Below are 18,377 nucleotides of genomic sequence, written 5' to 3' on the forward strand. Positions count from 1 at the left end.
CGGAGCCGGGCACCGGCGCCGCGCCCGCCGCCGCCGCGCCGCCCGGCGAGGACGCCGCGGACGCCGCGGACGAGGACGACGTGGACGAGGACGACGTGGAGCCCGCCGACAGCGAGCAGCACGCCGACCGGGACGCGCCGGAGCCCGCCGACGACAACCGGGTCAACGGCAACGGCCACGGCCACCCCCCGACCCGCGCGGCGGCGTTCAACGGGCGGCTCCCCGAGCGCGCCGGCCCGCTCACCCTCGCCCAGACCATCAACGCCGCCCTGACCGACGCCATGCTCGCGTACCCCCAGATGGTGGTCTTCGGCGAGGACGTGGCGGTCAAGGGCGGCGTCTACGGGGTGACCAAGGGCCTGCGGGACCGCTTCGGCGCCACCCGCGTCTTCGACACGCTCCTGGACGAGACGTCGATCCTCGGGCTCGGGCTCGGCGCCGGCCTGGCCGGGATGCTGCCCGTGCCGGAGATCCAGTACCTGGCCTACCTGCACAACGCCGAGGACCAGCTGCGTGGCGAGGCCGCCACCATGCAGTTCTTCTCCCAGGGGGCGTACCACAACCCGATGGTCGTGCGGGTCGCCGGCCTGGCGTACCAGCAGGGCTTCGGCGGGCACTTCCACAACGACAACGCCCTCGCCGTGCTGCGCGACATCCCCGGGCTCGTCGTGGCCGCCCCCGCCCGGGCCGAGGACGCCGCGCCGATGCTGCGCACCTGCCTGGCCAGCGCCGTCGTCGACGGCAGCGTCGTGGTGTTCCTGGAGCCGATCGCCCTGTACCACACCCGCGACCTGCACACGGACCGGGACAACTGGTGGCTGTCGGACTACGCGCCGCCGAGTGAGTGGTCGGCCATCCACGTGCCGATCGGCCGGGCCCGCGCCTACCACAGCGGCCCGAACGACGACCTGACGATCATCACGTTCGGCAACGGCGTGCGGATGTCGCTGCGGGCCGCGGCTCGGCTGTCCGAGGAGGGCGTGAGCTGCCGGGTCGTCGACCTGCGCTGGCTGTCGCCGCTGCCCGTCGGTGACATCATCAAGCACGCCTCCGACACCGGCCGGGTCCTCGTCGTCGACGAGACCCGCCGCTCCGGCGGTGTCGGCGAGGGGATCATCGCCGCGCTGGTGGACGCCGGCTACGTCGGCGTGGCCCGCAGAGTGGCCGCCGTCGACTCGTTCGTGCCGCTCGGCCCGGCTGCCAACCACGTTCTGGTCTCCGAGGAACAGATCGTCCAGGGAGCAAAATCGCTGTTGGCCCGGTAGTTTGGACCTTTAGTTTTTCGATCGCATCGGTGCGCCACTTGCGTTGACGGCCCGTACTGTGTGGACTACGCGCTAACAGTGGTGTTGCGACAGGAGGCAGTGGACAGTGAACGCGACCGCGGGTCAGGCCGAGGTGAAGAGCCTGGCGGACCGGTTCGGCGTCGAACCGGGCATGGTCGTTATGGAGATGGGGTACGACGACGACGTCGACCAGGATCTCCGCGACGTCCTGATCGACCGGTGCGGGGACCTGGTTGACGAGGAGACCGACGAGGTCGTCGACGTTGTGCTGCTGTGGTGGCGCGACGACGACGGTGACCTGGTCGAGACGCTCATCGACGCGCTGGGCCCGCTCGCGGACAACGGCGTGGTGTGGCTGCTCACCCCGAAGGCCGGCCGTCCCGGGCACGTCGAGCCGAGCGATATCAACGAGTCGGCTCCCACCGCCGGGTTGCAGCAGACCTCGACGGTCAACGCCGGCAAGGACTGGACCGCGGCGCGCCTGGTCGCGCCGCGCGCCGCGAGGTCCCGCCGCTAACCGCGAGCCGGTCGGTGTGCTCGCCGGCGTCTTCTCCCGCGAGGGGGAAGCCGAAGGCGAGCCAGACCCAGCCCGACCTCGTCGGCGACGGCAAGGTGGTCGGGCAGATGCCACGCGCGCTCGTCCGGCCTGCCGCCCTTCTGGTAGCGCGGCCGCCACATCGCCGGCACCCGGACGTGGTCGTGGACCCTCCAGCGGCGCCGGGCTGCCGGAGTTCCACGATCACGTCGAGCGGCTCCCGACGGCGGGCGCCGAGGCGCCCGCCGGTCGTCAGGTCGAGGACTTGGTCGACGTCGGCTTCCAGCTGGGTGTCGCCGAGGGCGAGCTGGACGTCGACTTCGACGGGCTCGGCGACGTGTTCGGGTTGCCGCCCCCGGAGCTGGACGGCGGCTGCCAGACCCGCACCTCCGAGAAGGTGACGTCGGCCGGATCCCCGGGGGTGAACGCCCCGAGGTTGACCCGGCCCCGGTTGATCAGGTCGTGGCTCTTCGTCCCGAGCTTCGTGCCGTTGACGTAGACCGACACGTTGTTGCTGATCACGACCAGCGCCACATACGGGTCCCCGGTGATCCTGACGGGCCACGAGGCCAGCTCGTTGTCCTGGCTGGGCGCGAAGTCACCCAGGGCGTGCAGCCGGACCACACCGTCGCAGACGCCGACCGTGTACCCCTTGTCGCCGGTCCTCGCCCAGATCCCGGCGCAGCCGCTCTCCCGGTGCACCTTCGCCTCGATCCCGACGTCGCCCATCGACACGTTCAGCGGGTCCTTCAGCGAGCAGCCGGTGAGCCCCTGCTTCTCCGTCACGACGCGCAGCTCGTGGTCGGTCGCGTCGCACCGGCCGCCCTCGGACTCGGGCTGCGAATACCACAGCTCGTCCAGGCCACGCTGCTGGAACAGCTTCCAGTTGTTGGGCAGCCACGACGGCCGGTCCTCCCGCGGTTTCGCGGGGATCTCCAGCACCTGGGCGCTCGACGTCGACGCCGGCCCGCTCGTCGTGGTCGTCGTGGTCGAGGGCTGCTGACCGGCGTTGTTGTCGGTCTTCTTGTCGCTGACCTCCGTGTAGACCACGTAACCGGCCAGCCCCAGGGCGAGGATCAGGATGCCGATGAGCAGCGGGATCGCCACGTTGCGCCGCGGCGCCGGCGGTGGCAGCGGCTCCTCCCGCGGGATCGGCGGCGCGTAGTCCATGCGCGTCGCGGACGGTGACACGTACCCCTGCTGCACCGGCGGCGGCACGAACCGCGGCGGCTGCGGCGGCTGGACCGGCGCGTGGCCCTGCTGGTAGGCCTGCGGGTGGCCCACCGGCGGCGCACCGCGGTGTGCCTGCGGCACGGAGGGCGGGGTCATCGGACGGATCCGCTGGGTGGCCTCGGCGTCGCCGAACCCGGGGCTCACCGGGGCGCCGGCCGGGTAGCCGGGCCCGCCGCTGACCGGGGGTGCGCTCATCGGCGCGTTGCTCGCCGGCGGCGCGCTCATCGGCTGCCCACCCATCGGAGGCGCGCTCATGGGCGGTCCGCTCATCGGCTGGCCACCCATCGGCGGTCCGCTCATCGGCGGCGCGCTCATCGGGGGGCTGCTCACGGGTGGCGCGCTCATCGGCACGGCACTGACGGGCGCGACACCGCCGGGGGGCGTGCCGGCCCCCTTCTGGAACGGCCCCGCCTGCCCTCCCTGGCCCGCTGCCTGCCCTCCCTGGCCTGCTTGAACGCCTTGGCCGGCGGCCTGCGCGCTTTGACCGGCTGCCTGCGCGCCATACGCCGCGCCGGCCGCTGCTGCTCCGGCCGCTGCCGCCCCAGCCGCTCCGGCCGCTGCTGCTCCGGCCGCGAAGGCTCCCGCCTGGCCGCCCCCGGGCTGCTGCTGGCCGTCACCGGGCTGGACGCCGACGTTGACCCAGGCGCGCAGGCTGCCCTCGGCGACCACCATCTCGGGCTGCTCGATGATCGTCGGCGCGACCCCGAGCTCCTTCTGCAGCAGCGTCGCCACCAGCGGGATCCGGCTCGAACCACCGACCAGGAAGAGGCCGGCGAGCTTGCTGTTGTCCAGCCCGGCCCAGCGGACCACGGCCGACGTGGTGCGGACCGTCTGCTCCAGCATCGGCCGGGCCAGATCCTCGAACGCCTCGCGGGTGATGTCGACGTCGGCGGCTGCGATCGGCACGTGCAGGCCCGTCGACGGGGTCCGCGACAGCATCTCCTTCGCCACCCGGGCGTCGTCCCACAGCAGCCGCCGGTGCCGGCGGTCCTCCGTGGTCTGCGGGCTCTCCAGGCGGGCCCACACCGGTGCGTCCTCCAGCTGCCGCTTCGCGTATTCGACGATCAACGCGTCGAGGTCGATGCCGCCCAGGTCGTCGATGCCGTCGACCGCGCGCACGTCGAACCCCTCGCCGGCGCGGGTCACCACGCTGGCGTCGAAGGTGCCGCCGCCGAAGTCGTACACCAGCAGGCCCTGCTCGGCGGTGAGGGGCCGCTGCAATACACCGGCGAAATAGTGCGCGGCGGCCACCGGCTCAGGCATGAGCGCCGGCTGCGGCAGCCCCGCGATCGTCGCGCCCTCGACGAGCGCCAGCCGCCGCGACACGCCCCACGCCGCCGGGTGCGTCAGCGTCACCGCGGCGACCTGCCCACCGGCGACCCGCCGCGCCTCCGACGCCACGTGCGACAGCACCGCGCCGATCAGCGCCGGGACCGTGAACTCGCGGTCGCCGAGCAGCACCGTGCCGTCGTCGATGCGCCGCTTCGGGCTCGCCTCGAACCTCGCCGGGTCGACCCGCGCGGCGTGCACCGCGTCCCGGCCCACGAGGACCTGCCCGTCAGGCTGCGCGTAGACGCAGGACGGCAGCAACGGCGAACCGTCGAACAGCAAGGGGCGGACCCGCCCATCCGGCCACGCCAGCAGCGCAACGGTATGGGAGGTCCCGAAGTCGATGCCCAGACGCGGACCGGCAGCCATGCGGGCGAGTGTAGGCCCCCGGTACGACACCTGGCATGCTCGTGTCCATGGCGGTGGACGTCGGCGGCGAAGCGCCGGACTTCGTGCTCAAGGACCAGAACAACCAGGAGGTCCGTCTGTCGGATTTCCGCGGCCGCAAAGCGGTGCTCCTGGTCTTCTACCCGCTCGCCTTCACCGGCACCTGCCAGGGCGAACTCTGCTCGGTCCGGGACAACCTCGGCGACTTCCAGTCCGACACCGTCCAGGTCCTCACCATCAGCGTCGACTCCCCGTACAGCCACAAGGTCTGGGCGGAGCGCGAAGGCTATGACTTCCCTCTCCTGTCGGACTTCTGGCCGCACGGCGCGGTCGCCCAGGCGTACGGCGTCTTCAACGAGACCCGGGGCTTCGCCAACCGCGGCACCTTCCTCATCGACACCGCCGGCATCGTCAGGTTCGCCGAGCAACTCGCCCCAGGTCAGCCCCGCGACCAGGACACCTGGCGCGAGGCGATCGCATCGTTGCAGAGCTGATGCACACCTGATACCGACTGGGGCGGATGGGGCGCGGCAGGTAGCATCCTGGTTACCCGGGTTCGCGTCGCCGTGACAGCAGTTCGGGGCGCGTAGCTCAGTGGAAGAGCACCCGCCTTACAAGCGGGGGGTCGTTGGTTCGAACCCAACCGTGCCCACAGGTTTGTGATCTCTTGTTCGCACAGCTCAGCGCATGGTTCGCCACACTCGGCCGTGACGGTCGACTCTGCCCGGTGAGTACCCCGTTTGACCGTCGTTCGCTGCGGCTTGGGGCACGCCGGGGGCACGGCATCGTTCCTTAGTCCTATGTAGCCGCCGCGCCGGCCGATGCCGGCGCTTGCGCCGCCAGCAGGCCGAGCGCGAGCGGCGTTCCTGAGGACAACACGGCTCCTCCCGCCACTCCCCCAGCTCGCTGCGGAGTCTCCCGTATGCCGTCGTCCACCTACCAGGGAGCGGGGCGGGGTCGGTCGCGCCAGGCTCGCCGTAGGCGACCGCGAAGCGGCTCGGCCTGGCGTGGCCGGCGCCGGTCTGCTCGGCTCGACCTGGACGACGGTGCGGGAGTGGAGCGACCCTCCCGGAGCCAGAGACCCCGCCGGAGGCGAGAGCGCAACTACAAGCGGAGGACGACGCCGCGGGAGCTGCGGTCCGCACCACGACGGACGCTGCGGAGCCCAAAATCAACGCCACTCAACGCCGGACTTCCAACTGCCGCATGCACGCTCGCCACGCACGACCTCTGCGGCGCGCGAAGCGCGGCGCCTTGATGTCGTAGAGCTAAATTCCGCAGTGCAGCCACAGGTCGAGTGTCCAGCACCAGGCAGACATACGAAGCGCATCCATCAAAGTGGATTCTCAACGCATACGTACCACTCCACACAATTCAGACAGCACCCTCCTCCGGAAGTCGCCGGTCTGCCTCCGTCTGGAGGAGTAGCAGTCGTGAAATTCGAAGTAAGGTGCTACGGCGATCATAGACGCTAACAACATCGAGTTGAGGGCGTCATCAGCTGAGCCCATTGACTGCAAGTACTTGCAACATCTGAGGTGCGAATGCCGAGCAAAGGCTCATGGATAGCCAGATTGGCAGTACTTGTCTTTGCGCTGCTGCCGCCAAGCGCGCTTGCCGCAACGGCCAGTGTTCGGTCTTGGATTTCGAGCCACCCCTGGGCAGCACTTGGCTGCTTTATCGGCTACGGAGCCCTGGCGACATTATTCGTGTTCGTCAGCAAGGTCGTCTCTGAAGTTCAAGGAAAGGTTACCGAACGACTCGCTACTAGCCTCGATGCCGCACTACAGCGACGATTTTCCCGATACGAAAGGGCGTACTGCAGGTATCTGCGCGAGCTGAACCACGATATGGACCTCAAAGGTCTGGCGACGCAGGGTAGCTATTCTCTGTCCGTAGAGCGAGTGTTCGTTGACGTGGGCCTCTCACCGGAGTCATTGCACCGCATTAGGGGCGACGTTGTTGACGGAAACGGACTGACAGATGCTGGGGATGGAAATCGATTCTCGGTTTGGAAATTCTTTGAATCCTCACTAGCAACACATAGGGCAAGTCGTCGCTCTCGCGACCGAGCCGTGGCCGCCAGTCATCCACTCGCCATTCTTGGCGCGCCCGGCGGAGGAAAAACCACCCTACTGAAGCACATGACTCTTACGCTATGCGCTAGAGGTAGCGGTGGCGATGCATCTCGCATCTCAAAGTCGAGACTGCCGATACTGCTGCTCCTTCGGCAACATGCCGATGCTATAGCGGAGAACCCGACAATTAGCCTGCCTGCCCTTGTCAGAAGCTCGATGGGCGATATAGGCACAAAGGAACCGCCTGATTGGCTTGAGAAGCGGTTAGCGAAGCGCCGTTGTGTTGTTATGTTGGACGGCCTAGACGAAGTTGGTTCAACAGCAACCCGAAGCGCAGTCGTCGACTGGGTTGAGCGACAGATAGCGACGTACAGCGGAAATTGGTTCGTTATCACGTCTCGACCCTACGGTTATCGTAGCTCTCCCTTAACGGGTGCAACGGTCGTTCAAGTGCGCGCGTTTACCGAGAGTCAGATAGCGACTTTTGTTCAGAATTGGTATCAATTCACTGAAGTGCGCAGAGCTGGGCGATCTGACGCAGGCGTTCAGCGAGAGGCCGCCGATGGCGCGGCGAGCCTAATCGGGAAACTTCGCGAGAGTCGCTCGCTGGCCGAATTGGCAGTAAATCCGCTGCTACTAACAATGATGGCCAACGTTCACAAATATCGCGGAGCGCTTCCCGGAACACGCGCAGAGTTGTATCGCGAAATTTGTCTCGTTTTCCTGGCAAGACGTCAAGAAGCTAAGCGCCTTCCATTGGCACTGAATGCCGACCAATTCGAGCTGGTATTGCGCCATCTGGCGTTCAACATGATGTGCGACCACGTGCGCGATGTGGATCAGGCGAGAGCAATCGCAATCATCAAACCTGTACTGAGTGACGTTAGCGAGACTTTGACTCCAGCGGAGTTCCTTGATCTTATGGAGACGTCGGCAGGCTTGCTCCAGCAGGGTGAAAGTGGTAGGTACCAGTTCGCTCACCTTACGTTCCAAGAGTATCTGGCCAGCACCTACATCGCAGAGAAGAATCTGATAACCGTCCTTCTCCGCAACGTTGAGGATGGATGGTGGCGAGAAGCCACGCTGTTGTATGTCGCCCAGTACGGAGCGAATGAGATCGTAGAACAATGCCTCGGCACTACGAATCCCACTATCACGGCGCTCACACTTGCCGCCGACTGCGCCGATGATGCGCGGGAGCTTCGGCTTGAGCTTCGCAGGCGGCTCGAACGGATGTTGTCCATAGAGGCAAGTTCTGATGATCCTGCACGGCGTAGGGCAATAGCAACTGTCGACCTTTCGAGGAAATACAGAACAGCTATTCGCGTTGAAGAGAACGCCTGGATTTGCCCTTCGCCGGTGAGTCGGCGCGAAATGCGGATTTTTGGCGAGAGTGAATTCGCTCCACCTCGACGGTCCATCACTCTTCCACTTTCACCGGCGAGTTCACTAGATGCTGCCACCGGGCTCCAACGCAAGGACGTTGAGTCATTCTTACTCTGGGCGAACGAAATCATTCCAGGAGTACGGTTGCCAACCGCTGCACAGGTGGATATCGGCGTAAGCCTCAATGCGGTAGAAACCGAAGGAAAGGCAATCTGGGTTCGCAGCGGTGCGTCGGGACTATTTCTCGACGTGCAGGGCCTCCCGCGTATTGCCGACTTTTATGCCACTGTTCGGCGGCAGCACGAATCTGACGCTGGAAGGTTCAGGTACTTATTGAGCCACATTTCGCAGCTCGATCTACGGGAGAGTGGCGCTTCTGGTGAACGGCCGGCCGGCTTGAGCCCCCTAACTGATGCGTTGCACTTCTTTGCATCTGCAAGACCATTCAGCATCCCGGTCGTGAGCGATCACAATGCCAACGCCTTGGATCTTGCCGACCTTGCGGCACGAGCGAGGCGGGCGGACGGACTTCTATCTAGCTACAGGTTGCCGGTCACCGGGCCGCAGTCTACGGCTACCGAGACTGTCGCAAGCCGCTTTGTTCGTAGCGCCCTTAGCTATCTGTCGGGGGATGACGATCGCGCGACTTTTGTTCGAAGCTGTGGCTTGTACGTTTTTCTTTCGGTACTGAGACGGTTTCGCGCTATCGAACAGTTCGATGAGGACATCCTCACGGTGGCACGCTTGGCGTCATACTATCTCGCCGTACGTGTTACCGAGATTCTTCAGGCGCGGCCGGATTACGGTGGCCACATTAGCGCTCCGCCCGATGAGCGAGAAACTTCGCCTTGGGATACTCCGGTTGCCCGTCTGTCGGAAACTATTTTGGACTACTGCAGAGTGTATGAAGATCTAGTTTTGCTTGGCCAGCGCCTCAAGGGCGCACTCCCGCCCACTGAAGCAGTATTACTTGTCCGCCCATGATCCGTTCCTATTCCAGTCAGTCGGTTATTTGCTCGATTACTGCCGCAACGCGGGGCATCCTCAAGGCCACGAACCACATCCAGTGCGCCCAACCAAGGCTTGCCATTACACGCGGGCAGCTTCTGCGACCGCCAGCCAGGACAGAACCCGTTGTGAATCAACCTCGGCTGCTCCAGCAAGGCGGCGGGCGGCCTGCTCCGGAACCAAGTCACTGCGAAGCTTGAGCGCTATCACAGCAAGGTCATAGTCGGGCTCTCCCGAGACTCCGCGCGGATCAACAAGGACCCATTGGCCTTCAGAGCTGATAAGCAGATTCCATGTTGACGCGTCGCCGTGACAAAGAGATGGCTCGGCAGTTGAAGCCAATTCGTCGAGAGTACGTAAAGCGGCCTGACGTTCACCCAATGGCGCTGGGCCGTCTTGGTACACCGGAACATCTATAAGATTGTCGTCTTCAAGGCGATCACGTAGCCAATCAAAGATGGATGGCATATCAACATGAGGCGCCGGCTGCCCACACATCTTGGCAAATGGCGCAGCAAGCATGCGAAGGTTGACGGTATTTCGATCAGTAAGCGCAAGGGGCGTACCGGGGCGCACTTCGTCCATTACCGTCCATAGACCAACATCTGATGCTATCGTTTCATGAACACGAGGGGCTATGCCTAGCTTCGCCAATGAGAGCGCCACCTCGGCCTGAAGCAATGCGTCGGGATCTGGGCTGGATCGAACGACAAGCCCACCACGCGGACTATCTGCGGCAACTACGAAGCCGAATCGAGACGGCAGCACGTGACGCGGTACGGCGTTATGTGCACCGCAGACGAGACGCAGTTCCACTTCGACCTGTTCGGCCCAGGGCTGCGCTCGACCTGGCCAGCGTTTCTCGATACTCTCAGCAACTCCGTCTGGAAGTTCGGGCCAGTCTGTCATTTCAACCTGCTTATGCCCGGGATGGACGCATCGGTTAGCGCCGCCAGCCTGTCGATGACGGTGACGGCACCTGCGGCATTCAGCCGCTCGCGCTTTCCAGGCTTGTTGGCGAAGCCGATGGTTTGCACTCCGGTCGCGTGACCGGCCTTGACATCGGTCACGGAATCGCCAACGAAGACAGCAACGTCTGCGGCAATGCTCAGATGATCGAGTGCGAGGTTCAACAGATGTGGATTTGGCTTGAGTAGTTGTGCAGGCATGTTTTCGTAGCGGCCGACGACCAGGTCGACGTGCTCGTTCAGGCGAGCGCGCTTCAGGTAGGCCGTGACCGCCTCGGTGGCGTTGTTACTGACGATCGCGATACGCAGCTGGCCTGCCCGCGCCGCGTGCAGCAGCTCTTCGATGCCCGGTGTAGGCGTCGCTCCTGCTGCGGCCTCGATCTCGGCGTCGCGTACGGCCTGAGCGACAACTCTGCTCAATACGGCGTCGCCAACCTCGTCGACCTCGCGCAGCAGGGCAAGAGGTTCATTGGCGGTCGCGTTGAAGCCCTGCGCTGCTGCGACCTGGCGCAATCTCTCCGCGACGGCCGGCGCCGAGTAGGTAGCGAACAGCGAACAGACCGGCCCGTCAAAGTCGAGCAGCAGGGCCTTGGCCCGGCTCATGACGTCGGCGAGCGTGGAGGTCATGCGGGTTGCTCATGGGCGATGGTATTCCAGACGCTGTCGAACCAGCCGCGAGCCTGCTGGACGTACTGCGTGGGCATGTCGTCCTCGTCGTCGCCGGCGGCGAACTGGAACAGCGGGACGTCCTTGCCCATGACGTCGTAGATGGGGACCTGGGCGTGGTCGATGGTGACCGTGTGCCTGACGACCGGGTAGAAGCCGAAGAACGCCTCGGCGTTGTTCAGGATGTACACCTTGAACAGGACCGCGGCACCGTGGTGGCGGACCTCGCAGGTCGCGGACCGGACGAGGCCGAGTTCGCCGAGTTCGCGGACTGAGTCGACGATTGCCTCGCTGTGCCGCTGGCTGATCCTGGCGGCGCGCTCGCGGACGGCCTTGTCGCTGCCTGCGGCGTCGACCGGGGATGGCACGGCCGAGGGCAAGGACTGGTCCGGGACCAGGATGCGGATGGCGATGGACTCCGGCGTCAGCCTGCCCGCCCGAATCTTGTCGAGCGGCTCCGAGAGCGCGCCGTGCAACGTCTCGCTGGAGAAGCCGGCGAAGTCAATCGACACGTGCTGGCGCTCGAACGCGGCCTCGATGTGTGGGCGCAGGCCGACGGGGCGTTCCGTTTGGGCGCGAACGAACGCGCCACTCCCCTGCCTCGTGACGATCAGGCGTTCCTCGCGCAGGATGCGGAGTGCGGACTTGACCGTCTCGCGGGCGACGCCGTAGCGGTCGGCGAGTTCATTCTGCGACGGCAGGCGTTCACCCGGCTGGAACCGGCGGGTGAGGATCGCGGCGCGTAGCACGTTGGCGATCTGCTGGGACGCGGGACGTGGGTCGTCCGGGTCCAGGCCGTCGAGGTCGTCCGCTTCGGCGTTCACGCGATCAGCCTATGACCTGACTAGTCAGGTGAGAAATATCTGGGGCGCGTCTCTTGTCCGGATCGACCGGCAGCCATACCGTAAATCTGACTATCCAAGCTAGCCAAATCTACGAACTGGCTGTTCAGACGGCTGGGTCGTGCTTGCTGGCGTCGGGGTGGGTGGAGGCCGGTAGGAGCCGATGCCTGTGGCGAGGTCTGAGACCCGCCCGTCCCGGCGCCATCCCACACGGGCCGTCGCGCTTCGCAGCAAAGCCGATCAGGAGGAGGACAAGAGCGATGGACGGAAGCACGGTGATTCACCCGGACTGGTGCCACATCCAGCAGTGCCGCGTCGGTACACCCGGCGCCGCGTACGCATGGCATCGATCCTCGCCGGTCAGCGGATGCGCCGACCCCGACACGGGCAGCCTCGTCGACGTCTCGCTTTGGCAGATCCGGCCCGGCCACGTCAACGTCCTGCTGGAGTTCCCGGACGGCATCGAGGAGGGCACCGAACTCACGGCGGACCAGGCTGAGCAGCTCGCCGCCACGATGACGCGCCTGGTCGCCAGCGCACGCGGCTGAGCCGGCGGATCACGGTGCCGGTCGCGCCCATCACGCCGAAGTACGCCGAGATCATCAACGCGCTGCAAGCCCGGATCGACCAACAGATCTACCGGGTCGGCGACCTGCTGCCGAGTGAGGCCCAACTGACGCGCGAGTTCGGCGCCTCGCGCTCGACCGTGGTCCGCGCCCTGGAGTACCTCCGACAGCACGGCTGGGTGGAGGGCATCCAGGGCAAGGGTCGCGTCGTCCTCGGCCACCCGACGCCGGGCCTCGTGCGTCTCCCCCGCCGGGCACGCCTGCTGCTTCAGGTCGACGAGGGCGCCGCACTGCTCGGCATCGCCAGAGTCGTTGCCAGCACACGGATTGCGGCGGCGCTCGCGTGTCCAGTGGCGTCACCCCTGGTCGCCCGGCGACACCTGTTGAGCACCGCGGACGGCGTGCCATACGGGCTCAGCACAGCCTTCGCGACGGCAGACGCTGCCGCCGTCCTGCCAGACGGCCTCCAGCTCGCCGCGCATCAGGTGGTCGAACGGCTCGGCGCACGGCCCGCGTCCGAGGCTGAGGCCGTCGCGTTACAGATCCCTCGCCGCCGCTGTGTGGTGGTCGTGCTGCTCACGGTCCTCGATGCCGCCGGCAGACCGCTCGTCGTGGTCGACGCAGCCCTGTCGCGTGACGTGCCCGAGCTGGCGTCCGTGCTCCCGCTGACATAAACAAACTTCACTTGAAGCTTGACTAGCCATGTTTGGTCATGCCACGCTTGACTGACTTGGTTAGTCAAGTAGCCAAGTTGGTCCAGCGGAGGGAAGAACGTGGTACCCAACTCGATCAAGATTCCGGTGCCGTTCGAGTACGTGTTCCCGAACGGGGCGCTGTTCCTCGGGGTGGACAAGCTTGTCGACTTCGACCGGCTGCGGCAGGACGACAACCAGGCCCGGGACGAGCATGGGGTCCGCATCTGGGTCGTGAAAGTCATGGACCAGGACCCCGATGCCGGCAAGTTCGGCCGGTCCACCGAAATCAAAGTGAAGATCACCGCACCGCATCAGCCGGTGCCGCCGGAGGGCGTGACGCTGCCCGGCGGCATCACCGTCACACCAGTGGCGTTCACGGATCTCACGGTGACGCCATACAACGACTCGACCGGCTGCAAGGGCGAGCGGCAGCCGCACAAGTGCCGCGCTCGGCTCGCCTGGTCGATCCGCGCGGGTGCCCTCATCGCGCCCGACGAGCTGGCGCGACTGGTGAAGGCCGTCGCCTGACAGACGCAGTGCACGCGCCGGGGGCGGGCCATCTCCGGCAAGAGTCTCCCGCCCCCGGCGCCAACCGCCCACCCCTTGAAGAGGAGAAGGCTGTCATGGCCAAGGTAGTTGACGCTGCCCGGATCACGGCACCGGACGGCGCCGTCTGGCGCGCCTGTGCCACCTGCGGGCGGCTCGCCGCTCTGACGCCCGACATCGACCAGTGCGCCGGCTGCACGACAAAGACCCGGGCCGACTCGGCGCGGCTGCTGCCCGTCGGCGGGTTCGGCGAGACCGACCTGGACGATATCTACGAGGCGGGCTGTACGTTCGCCGCCGCGTTGCACGAGATCAGCCACCACCACATCGGCGACCCCGGCACCTGGGACCTCTGGGGCACCGGTCCCGACGAGCTGGCCCGGCTGCACGCGGCGCTGGACCAGATGACGTCGGCGATCAAGTCCAGCCGGGCGCTCCTCACCAGCGTGGAGCACCGCGTTCGCCGGGGCGGTGCCCGATGAAGACCAAACGCGCCGTCGTGAACGCGCTTGCCGGTCCGGCGATCCACAGTGCCCGCGACATCTACTTGTCGGTTCCTGCGGATGCGGTACGGGTCGCCGCGCTCGTCGACATTGCCGGTGCTGCGGCGGCACTGGCGCGGACCGTGGTGCGGTTGCGGCACCTCGACCCGGATCTCATCGCCCCGCACGTCGCTGACCGCACGGACCTGCGGGCCGTCCTCGGCCGGGGCCAGTGGCTGCCCACGATGATCCGGCACGTCGCCGAGCCTGCGGCACCTGCGCGTTCGGTCAAGCGGAGGGTCGTTCGGCGGCGCACCTCGTACGGGCAGACGGAACTCTTCCCGGACGGGCGGGTGTGATGGCGATGCCCCTCGTCAACGTCATCCGCGGTGAGCGCATCGAGCCGGCGCCGTTCAACGTCCGCACGCCGTACCTCAAGGTCCCGCTGTGGCTGGTCCTGTTCGTCTGGCTCGGCAAGGGTCTGCTGCGCCTGACCGTCGTCCTGGTGCGGCACTGGGTCGTCACGGGTCCGCTGCTCGGGCTGGCCGCGCTCTACGTGCGGTTCGACTGGTACGGGCCGGTCGTGCTCGTCCTGGTCCTCAGCGCCGTCGCTGGCTCGTGGTGGCAGCTGGACCGGGCGACGTTCCTCCGGTTCGGGTTCTACCCGCTGCTCGGCCGGTGGCGTCGCTGGAGGTACCGGCGGCAGTGGCTCCCGTCGATGGTGACCGCCGGCCTCGGGGTGTCCTTCAACGGGCACACCGTGATCCCTGAGATCAAGCGGGTCCGGTCCAGCGGGACGGCAGACGTCCTCACGGTCCGGATGGTCACTGGGCAGATCCCCGACGACTTCGCAAAGGTCTCCGAGCGTCTGACGCACACGTTCGGCGCCCGCGCCTGCCGGGTGTCGGCAGGTTCCCGGCCGGACCTCATCGTGGTGACTCTCCTCCGTGGCGATCCCCTGGCTGAGACTGTTGCGCCGTTCCCGGTTCCGCCTGTGCCCGACTTCAGGGCGCTGGAGCTGGCACGCCGGGAGGACGGCGACGTGTACGCGTTGCGCCTGTTCGGCACGCAGGTCCTCGTCGTCGGCGCCACCGACGCGGGCAAGGGCTCGGTCATCTGGTCACTGCTGCGCGCGCTGGCGGCGGGGATCCGCTCCGGGCTGGTGCAGGTGTGGGCGTTCGATCCCAAGGGCGGAATGGAGCTGGCCTCCGGGATGCCGTTGTTCGCCCGGTTCGCGTGCGAGGACTTCCGGGCGATGGCGGACATGCTCGAAGAGGCGGTCGCGACCATGCGGGAGCGCACGGCGCGGCTGCGGGGGAGGACCCGACAGCACACGCCGTCGGTTGGTGACCCGCTGATCGTGATCGTCATCGACGAGCTGGCCGCGCTCACCGCGTACCTCACCGACCGGCAGCTCAAGGACCGGATCAAGGCCGCGCTCGGGGTGCTGCTCACGCAAGGCCGCGCGGTTGGCGTGCACGTGGTCGCGTGCCTCCAGGACCCCCGCAAAGAAGTGCTGCCGTTCCGGGACCTGTTCCCGACCCGGATCGGTCTGCGGCTGACCGAAGAGGCGCACGTCGACCTGACCCTCGGCGAGGGCGCCCGGGACCGGGGTGCGCTTTGCGACCGGATTCCGCGGAGCGCCCCTGGCGTCGCCTATGTGGTCCTCGACGGCGATCCGACGCCGATGCGGGTCCGGTTCTCGTACCTCACCGATGACGACATCACCGATCTCGCCTACGACTACGCCCGGCTCCGCCCGGTCGACCGTGGAGGTGCAGCAGCATGAACGCCCACGTCTGGACCGCCGCCCGCAACCTCGCCACCGCGCTGCGGCTCGGCCACCGTCAGTCAGCGACCGGCCGGACCTGGTTCCGCGCTCACCGTGACTGCCCCTCGTGGTGCGGGCTCGGCCACCGCTGCACCGCTCGCCTCGGCTACCCCTCGGGTGAGCACCGCTCGACGCCGCTGAACTGGACGTCACCATACGGCGGCCTTGTCGCGACCCGCATCGAGTCCGCCAACGGCGTCGGGCACGTCGAGCTGCGGCTGTCGGTGCGCCTCTCCCCCGACGAGGCGACTGCGGTCCGGCAGGCGCACCTCCTTGCCGCTGGCGTCGACCTGACAGCGCGGGCTGTCCTCGCCGAGGCTCGCCGGGAACTGTCGTCGGGACGGGTGGCCGCGTGACTCCACGGATCGAGGGCGGCGCGCAGGTGCTGATCCTGCTCGCCGTTGCCGGGATGGCGGGTTCGGCCTCGTTCACCCACGTCCACGACTGGACGATGCACAACTCGCCCGCCGGTACCGGCGACTGGTTCGGCTGGGCCAATGCCACTGTGACGGAGCTGATCCCGCTCGCCGCCGGCCTGGAGGCCCGTCGGCGGCGTAGTCGGGGCATCCCGGTCGGGCGGTACCCGATCGCGATGATTGTCGGCGCGGTCACGCTCTCCCTCGCCGGACAGTTCGCCGAAGCGAAACCGGGGTTGTCCGGCTGGATCATCTCCGCGATCCCGGCGCTCGGATTCCTGGCACTGATCAAGCTCGTCCTGTCCACTCCGCCGGAACCGGTCGTGGATGTTGCACCGGTCGCCGAGGCCGACGCCTTGGTGGGGAGCACGCCGCGGTTGTTGGTCTCGCCGGCTGCGTTCACCCGCGTGAACGGAGCCGCGCGACGGTGACCGTCACGAGCGAACGACCCGGGTCCCGTGCGGCACGGTTCGCGATGCCACGAGCCGTTGACGCGCTCCAGCGGCTGGCGCATGAGTACGGCGTCTGTACCCGCCCAGTTCTCCTGCGACGAACGGACCTGACGACCGGGCAGACCGAAGTCATTGACCTGCCCTGCGGCGCAACCCGGGAGGACAAGTGTCCGCCGTGCGCGAAGCGGGCGCGCCGGTTGCGGCAGCAGCAGTGTCGGGAGGGCTGGCACCGTACCGACGAACCGCTGCCCGACCCGGACGAACCGACCGAGGGTCAGCAGGCCCTGATCCGGCTCCGGGCGCACTTCGTCTTCGAACGCAACCGCGCTGAGCAACTGGCGGAATGGGACGAGGTCCGCGAGCTCGACGCGGGGATCGCTGAACTCGACCTGGCGATCACTGAGTCGGGCATGCGTGGTCGGCTCACCCCCGTCGGGCCGCCGGCTGACAGCGACGACCAGGTCGACGCGCCCAAACCGGTTCGTCGGGTGCGGTCGACCCGGCGGCGGCAGGACGCACCGGACCTGCCACGGTTGAAGGTCGCGCCGACGACGGTCGGACGGACGTTCACCAGACGCGACGGGCAGGTGTTCCAGCCCTCCACGTTCCTCACCCTGACCCTCGACACGTACGGCCGGGTCATGGCGGACGGCACCCCGGTCGACCCGTCCACGTACGACTACCGGCGCGCGGCGTGGGACGCGGTGCACTTCCCGGCGCTGCTCGACCGTTTCTGGCAGAACCTGCGGCGCGCCGCCGGCCGCAACGTGCAGTACTTCGGCTGCGTCGAGCCGCAGCGGCGCCTCGCGCCACACGCGCACTTCGCGATGCGCGGCACCCTCAGCCGCGATCTCCTGCGTAAGGTCGCGGCGGCCACCTATCACCAGGTCTGGTGGCCGCCGATCGACGTCATCCGGTACCCGGATCACAACGCGCCGATCTGGGACCTCGACACCAGCCGATACCTCGACCCGGCTACCCGTGAGCCGCTGCCAACCTGGGACGAGGCACTCGACGAGGTCGACGCTGACCCGGACGCAGAGCCGGTGCACGTGGCTCGGTTCGGCCCGCAGGTCCATGCTGAGGGCGTCCTCGGCGGCACGCCACAGGCCGACAAGCTGATCGGCTACCTGACCAAGTACCTGACGAAGTCCGTCGACACCTGCCACGCCATCGAGACCGACCGGCAGAGCACGCACCTCGAGCGCTTCTGGCACGAGCTGCGGTACACGCCGTGCTCGCCGCGCTGCGCGAACTGGCTCCGGTACGGCGTCCAGCCCAAGAACGCCCGGCCCAACCAGCACCCCGGCCGCTGCAAGGCCAAGGTGCACCAGCGCACGACCCTCGGGATGGGCGGCCGGCGGGTCCTCGTCTCCCGCCAGTGGTCTGGGAAGACCCTCGCCGATCACCGGTACGACACCCGCGCATGGGTCAAGGCGCTCCTCGGCATCACCGATGCCCACGACCAGGTCCCGACGGTCGACGGCGAGCCTGGACAGCCGGCGCCGGTCGCGTGGGAGATGGCCCGTAACGACGACCCGGACGTACCGCCGCCGCAGCATCGGCTCCTCCGCGCCATCTCGGCCCGTATCCAGCAACGCGCGCAGCTCAACGCTGCCCTCGAACGCGCTCGGCACGGCCCGGACGGCGACACATGACGCGACTCCGAAT

Annotated in this window: 17 protein-coding genes and 1 tRNA gene; 14 read left to right on the forward strand and 4 right to left on the reverse strand. The window is 67.3% G+C overall.

The genetic code is table 11. From position 1 onward, the window contains the following. Both AB0K00_RS36695 and AB0K00_RS36700 read left to right on the forward strand, forming a co-directional pair. Positions 1-1,265: transketolase C-terminal domain-containing protein (locus AB0K00_RS36695; RefSeq protein ID WP_363530448.1), on the forward strand; the 1,265-nt coding region annotated here is incomplete at its 5' end. A gap of 106 nt (positions 1,266-1,371) precedes the next feature. Next, complete coding sequence (locus AB0K00_RS36700) at positions 1,372-1,803, forward strand: DUF3052 domain-containing protein (protein WP_033362448.1); 432 nt, start codon at positions 1,372-1,374, stop codon at positions 1,801-1,803. Positions 1,804-2,073: 270 nt separating this feature from the next. Here the strand turns inward: AB0K00_RS36700 and AB0K00_RS36705 are convergent, their stop codons facing one another. Further along, a complete protein-coding gene (locus tag AB0K00_RS36705) occupies positions 2,074-4,752 on the reverse strand; it encodes an Hsp70 family protein (protein WP_363530451.1) in 2,679 nt (892 codons plus the stop codon). Positions 4,753-4,799: 47 nt separating this feature from the next. On the opposite strand from AB0K00_RS36705, the gene AB0K00_RS36710 reads away from it, so the two are divergent. The 3 genes from AB0K00_RS36710 (at position 4,800) to AB0K00_RS36720 (ending at position 9,218) form a co-directional block, all read left to right on the forward strand. Then, positions 4,800-5,264: a peroxiredoxin gene (locus AB0K00_RS36710; RefSeq protein ID WP_363530733.1), complete on the forward strand. Its 465-nt coding sequence runs from the start codon at positions 4,800-4,802 to the stop codon at positions 5,262-5,264. A gap of 86 nt (positions 5,265-5,350) precedes the next feature. Next, positions 5,351-5,422, forward strand: a tRNA-Val gene (locus tag AB0K00_RS36715). A gap of 1,198 nt (positions 5,423-6,620) precedes the next feature. Further along, positions 6,621-9,218: an NACHT domain-containing protein gene (locus AB0K00_RS36720; protein ID WP_363530736.1), complete on the forward strand. Its 2,598-nt coding sequence runs from the start codon at positions 6,621-6,623 to the stop codon at positions 9,216-9,218. A 105-nt stretch (positions 9,219-9,323) separates the two neighbouring features. On the opposite strand, the gene AB0K00_RS36725 is transcribed toward AB0K00_RS36720, so the two are convergent. Genes AB0K00_RS36725 through AB0K00_RS36735 form a run of 3 tightly spaced genes read right to left on the reverse strand, consistent with a single transcriptional unit; the run spans position 9,324 to position 11,700 of the window. Further along, on the reverse strand, positions 9,324-10,151 hold the full coding sequence (locus AB0K00_RS36725) for a phosphotransferase (protein ID WP_363530454.1): 828 nt from the start codon (positions 10,149-10,151) through the stop codon (positions 9,324-9,326). Further along, positions 10,148-10,837 (reverse strand): HAD-IA family hydrolase, encoded by a 690-nt coding sequence (locus tag AB0K00_RS36730; RefSeq protein WP_363530457.1) that lies wholly within the window; start codon positions 10,835-10,837, stop codon positions 10,148-10,150. The genes AB0K00_RS36725 and AB0K00_RS36730 overlap by 4 nt, the downstream gene beginning before the upstream one ends. Next, entirely contained in the window at positions 10,834-11,700 is an 867-nt protein-coding gene (locus AB0K00_RS36735; protein ID WP_363530460.1) for a GntR family transcriptional regulator, read from the reverse strand. The genes AB0K00_RS36730 and AB0K00_RS36735 overlap by 4 nt, the downstream gene beginning before the upstream one ends. Positions 11,701-11,978: 278 nt before the next feature. Here AB0K00_RS36735 and AB0K00_RS36740 point away from each other — a divergent pair, with 278 nt between their 5' ends. From AB0K00_RS36740 to AB0K00_RS36780, 9 genes are all read left to right on the forward strand, one after another. After that, on the forward strand, positions 11,979-12,266 hold the full coding sequence (locus AB0K00_RS36740) for a hypothetical protein (RefSeq protein ID WP_363530463.1): 288 nt from the start codon (positions 11,979-11,981) through the stop codon (positions 12,264-12,266). A gap of 14 nt (positions 12,267-12,280) precedes the next feature. Further along, on the forward strand, positions 12,281-12,958 hold the full coding sequence (locus tag AB0K00_RS36745) for a GntR family transcriptional regulator (RefSeq protein WP_363530466.1): 678 nt from the start codon (positions 12,281-12,283) through the stop codon (positions 12,956-12,958). Between the two features lie 99 nt (positions 12,959-13,057). Continuing rightward, complete coding sequence (locus AB0K00_RS36750) at positions 13,058-13,507, forward strand: hypothetical protein (RefSeq protein WP_363530469.1); 450 nt, start codon at positions 13,058-13,060, stop codon at positions 13,505-13,507. A 95-nt stretch (positions 13,508-13,602) separates the two neighbouring features. Beyond that, on the forward strand, positions 13,603-14,007 hold the full coding sequence (locus AB0K00_RS36755) for a hypothetical protein (RefSeq protein ID WP_363530472.1): 405 nt from the start codon (positions 13,603-13,605) through the stop codon (positions 14,005-14,007). Beyond that, complete coding sequence (locus AB0K00_RS36760; protein WP_363530475.1) at positions 14,004-14,366, forward strand: hypothetical protein; 363 nt, start codon at positions 14,004-14,006, stop codon at positions 14,364-14,366. Before AB0K00_RS36755 ends, AB0K00_RS36760 begins: the two co-directional genes overlap by 4 nt. Next, entirely contained in the window at positions 14,366-15,796 is a 1,431-nt protein-coding gene (locus tag AB0K00_RS36765; RefSeq protein ID WP_363530478.1) for an FtsK/SpoIIIE domain-containing protein, read from the forward strand. Before AB0K00_RS36760 ends, AB0K00_RS36765 begins: the two co-directional genes overlap by 1 nt. Further along, the gene (locus AB0K00_RS36770; protein ID WP_363530481.1) at positions 15,793-16,194 is read left to right on the forward strand and encodes a hypothetical protein; all 402 of its coding nucleotides are present in this window, start codon (positions 15,793-15,795) and stop codon (positions 16,192-16,194) included. The genes AB0K00_RS36765 and AB0K00_RS36770 overlap by 4 nt, the downstream gene beginning before the upstream one ends. A gap of 26 nt (positions 16,195-16,220) precedes the next feature. After that, entirely contained in the window at positions 16,221-16,685 is a 465-nt protein-coding gene (locus AB0K00_RS36775; RefSeq protein ID WP_363530484.1) for a DUF2637 domain-containing protein, read from the forward strand. Positions 16,686-16,729: 44 nt separating this feature from the next. Further along, the gene (locus AB0K00_RS36780; RefSeq protein WP_363530487.1) at positions 16,730-18,364 is read left to right on the forward strand and encodes a replication initiator; all 1,635 of its coding nucleotides are present in this window, start codon (positions 16,730-16,732) and stop codon (positions 18,362-18,364) included. Positions 18,365-18,377 lie beyond the last annotated feature (13 nt).

The sequence above is a fragment of the Dactylosporangium sp. NPDC049525 genome, from assembly GCF_040676755.1.
GTDB lineage: Bacteria > Actinomycetota > Actinomycetes > Mycobacteriales > Micromonosporaceae > Dactylosporangium.

Coding starts and splice junctions, on each gene's coding strand:
- AB0K00_RS36705 (WP_363530451.1), bottom strand. CDS start 4,752: ATGGCTGCCGGTCCGCGTCTGGGCATCGACTTCGGGACCTCCCATACC.
- AB0K00_RS36710 (WP_363530733.1), top strand. CDS start 4,800: ATGGCGGTGGACGTCGGCGGCGAAGCGCCGGACTTCGTGCTCAAGGAC.
- AB0K00_RS36720 (WP_363530736.1), top strand. CDS start 6,621: ATGGACCTCAAAGGTCTGGCGACGCAGGGTAGCTATTCTCTGTCCGTA.
- AB0K00_RS36725 (WP_363530454.1), bottom strand. CDS start 10,151: ATGACAGACTGGCCCGAACTTCCAGACGGAGTTGCTGAGAGTATCGAG.
- AB0K00_RS36730 (WP_363530457.1), bottom strand. CDS start 10,837: ATGACCTCCACGCTCGCCGACGTCATGAGCCGGGCCAAGGCCCTGCTG.
- AB0K00_RS36740 (WP_363530463.1), top strand. CDS start 11,979: ATGGACGGAAGCACGGTGATTCACCCGGACTGGTGCCACATCCAGCAG.
- AB0K00_RS36755 (WP_363530472.1), top strand. CDS start 13,603: ATGGCCAAGGTAGTTGACGCTGCCCGGATCACGGCACCGGACGGCGCC.
- AB0K00_RS36760 (WP_363530475.1), top strand. CDS start 14,004: ATGAAGACCAAACGCGCCGTCGTGAACGCGCTTGCCGGTCCGGCGATC.
- AB0K00_RS36765 (WP_363530478.1), top strand. CDS start 14,366: ATGGCGATGCCCCTCGTCAACGTCATCCGCGGTGAGCGCATCGAGCCG.
- AB0K00_RS36770 (WP_363530481.1), top strand. CDS start 15,793: ATGAACGCCCACGTCTGGACCGCCGCCCGCAACCTCGCCACCGCGCTG.
- AB0K00_RS36780 (WP_363530487.1), top strand. CDS start 16,730: ATGCCACGAGCCGTTGACGCGCTCCAGCGGCTGGCGCATGAGTACGGC.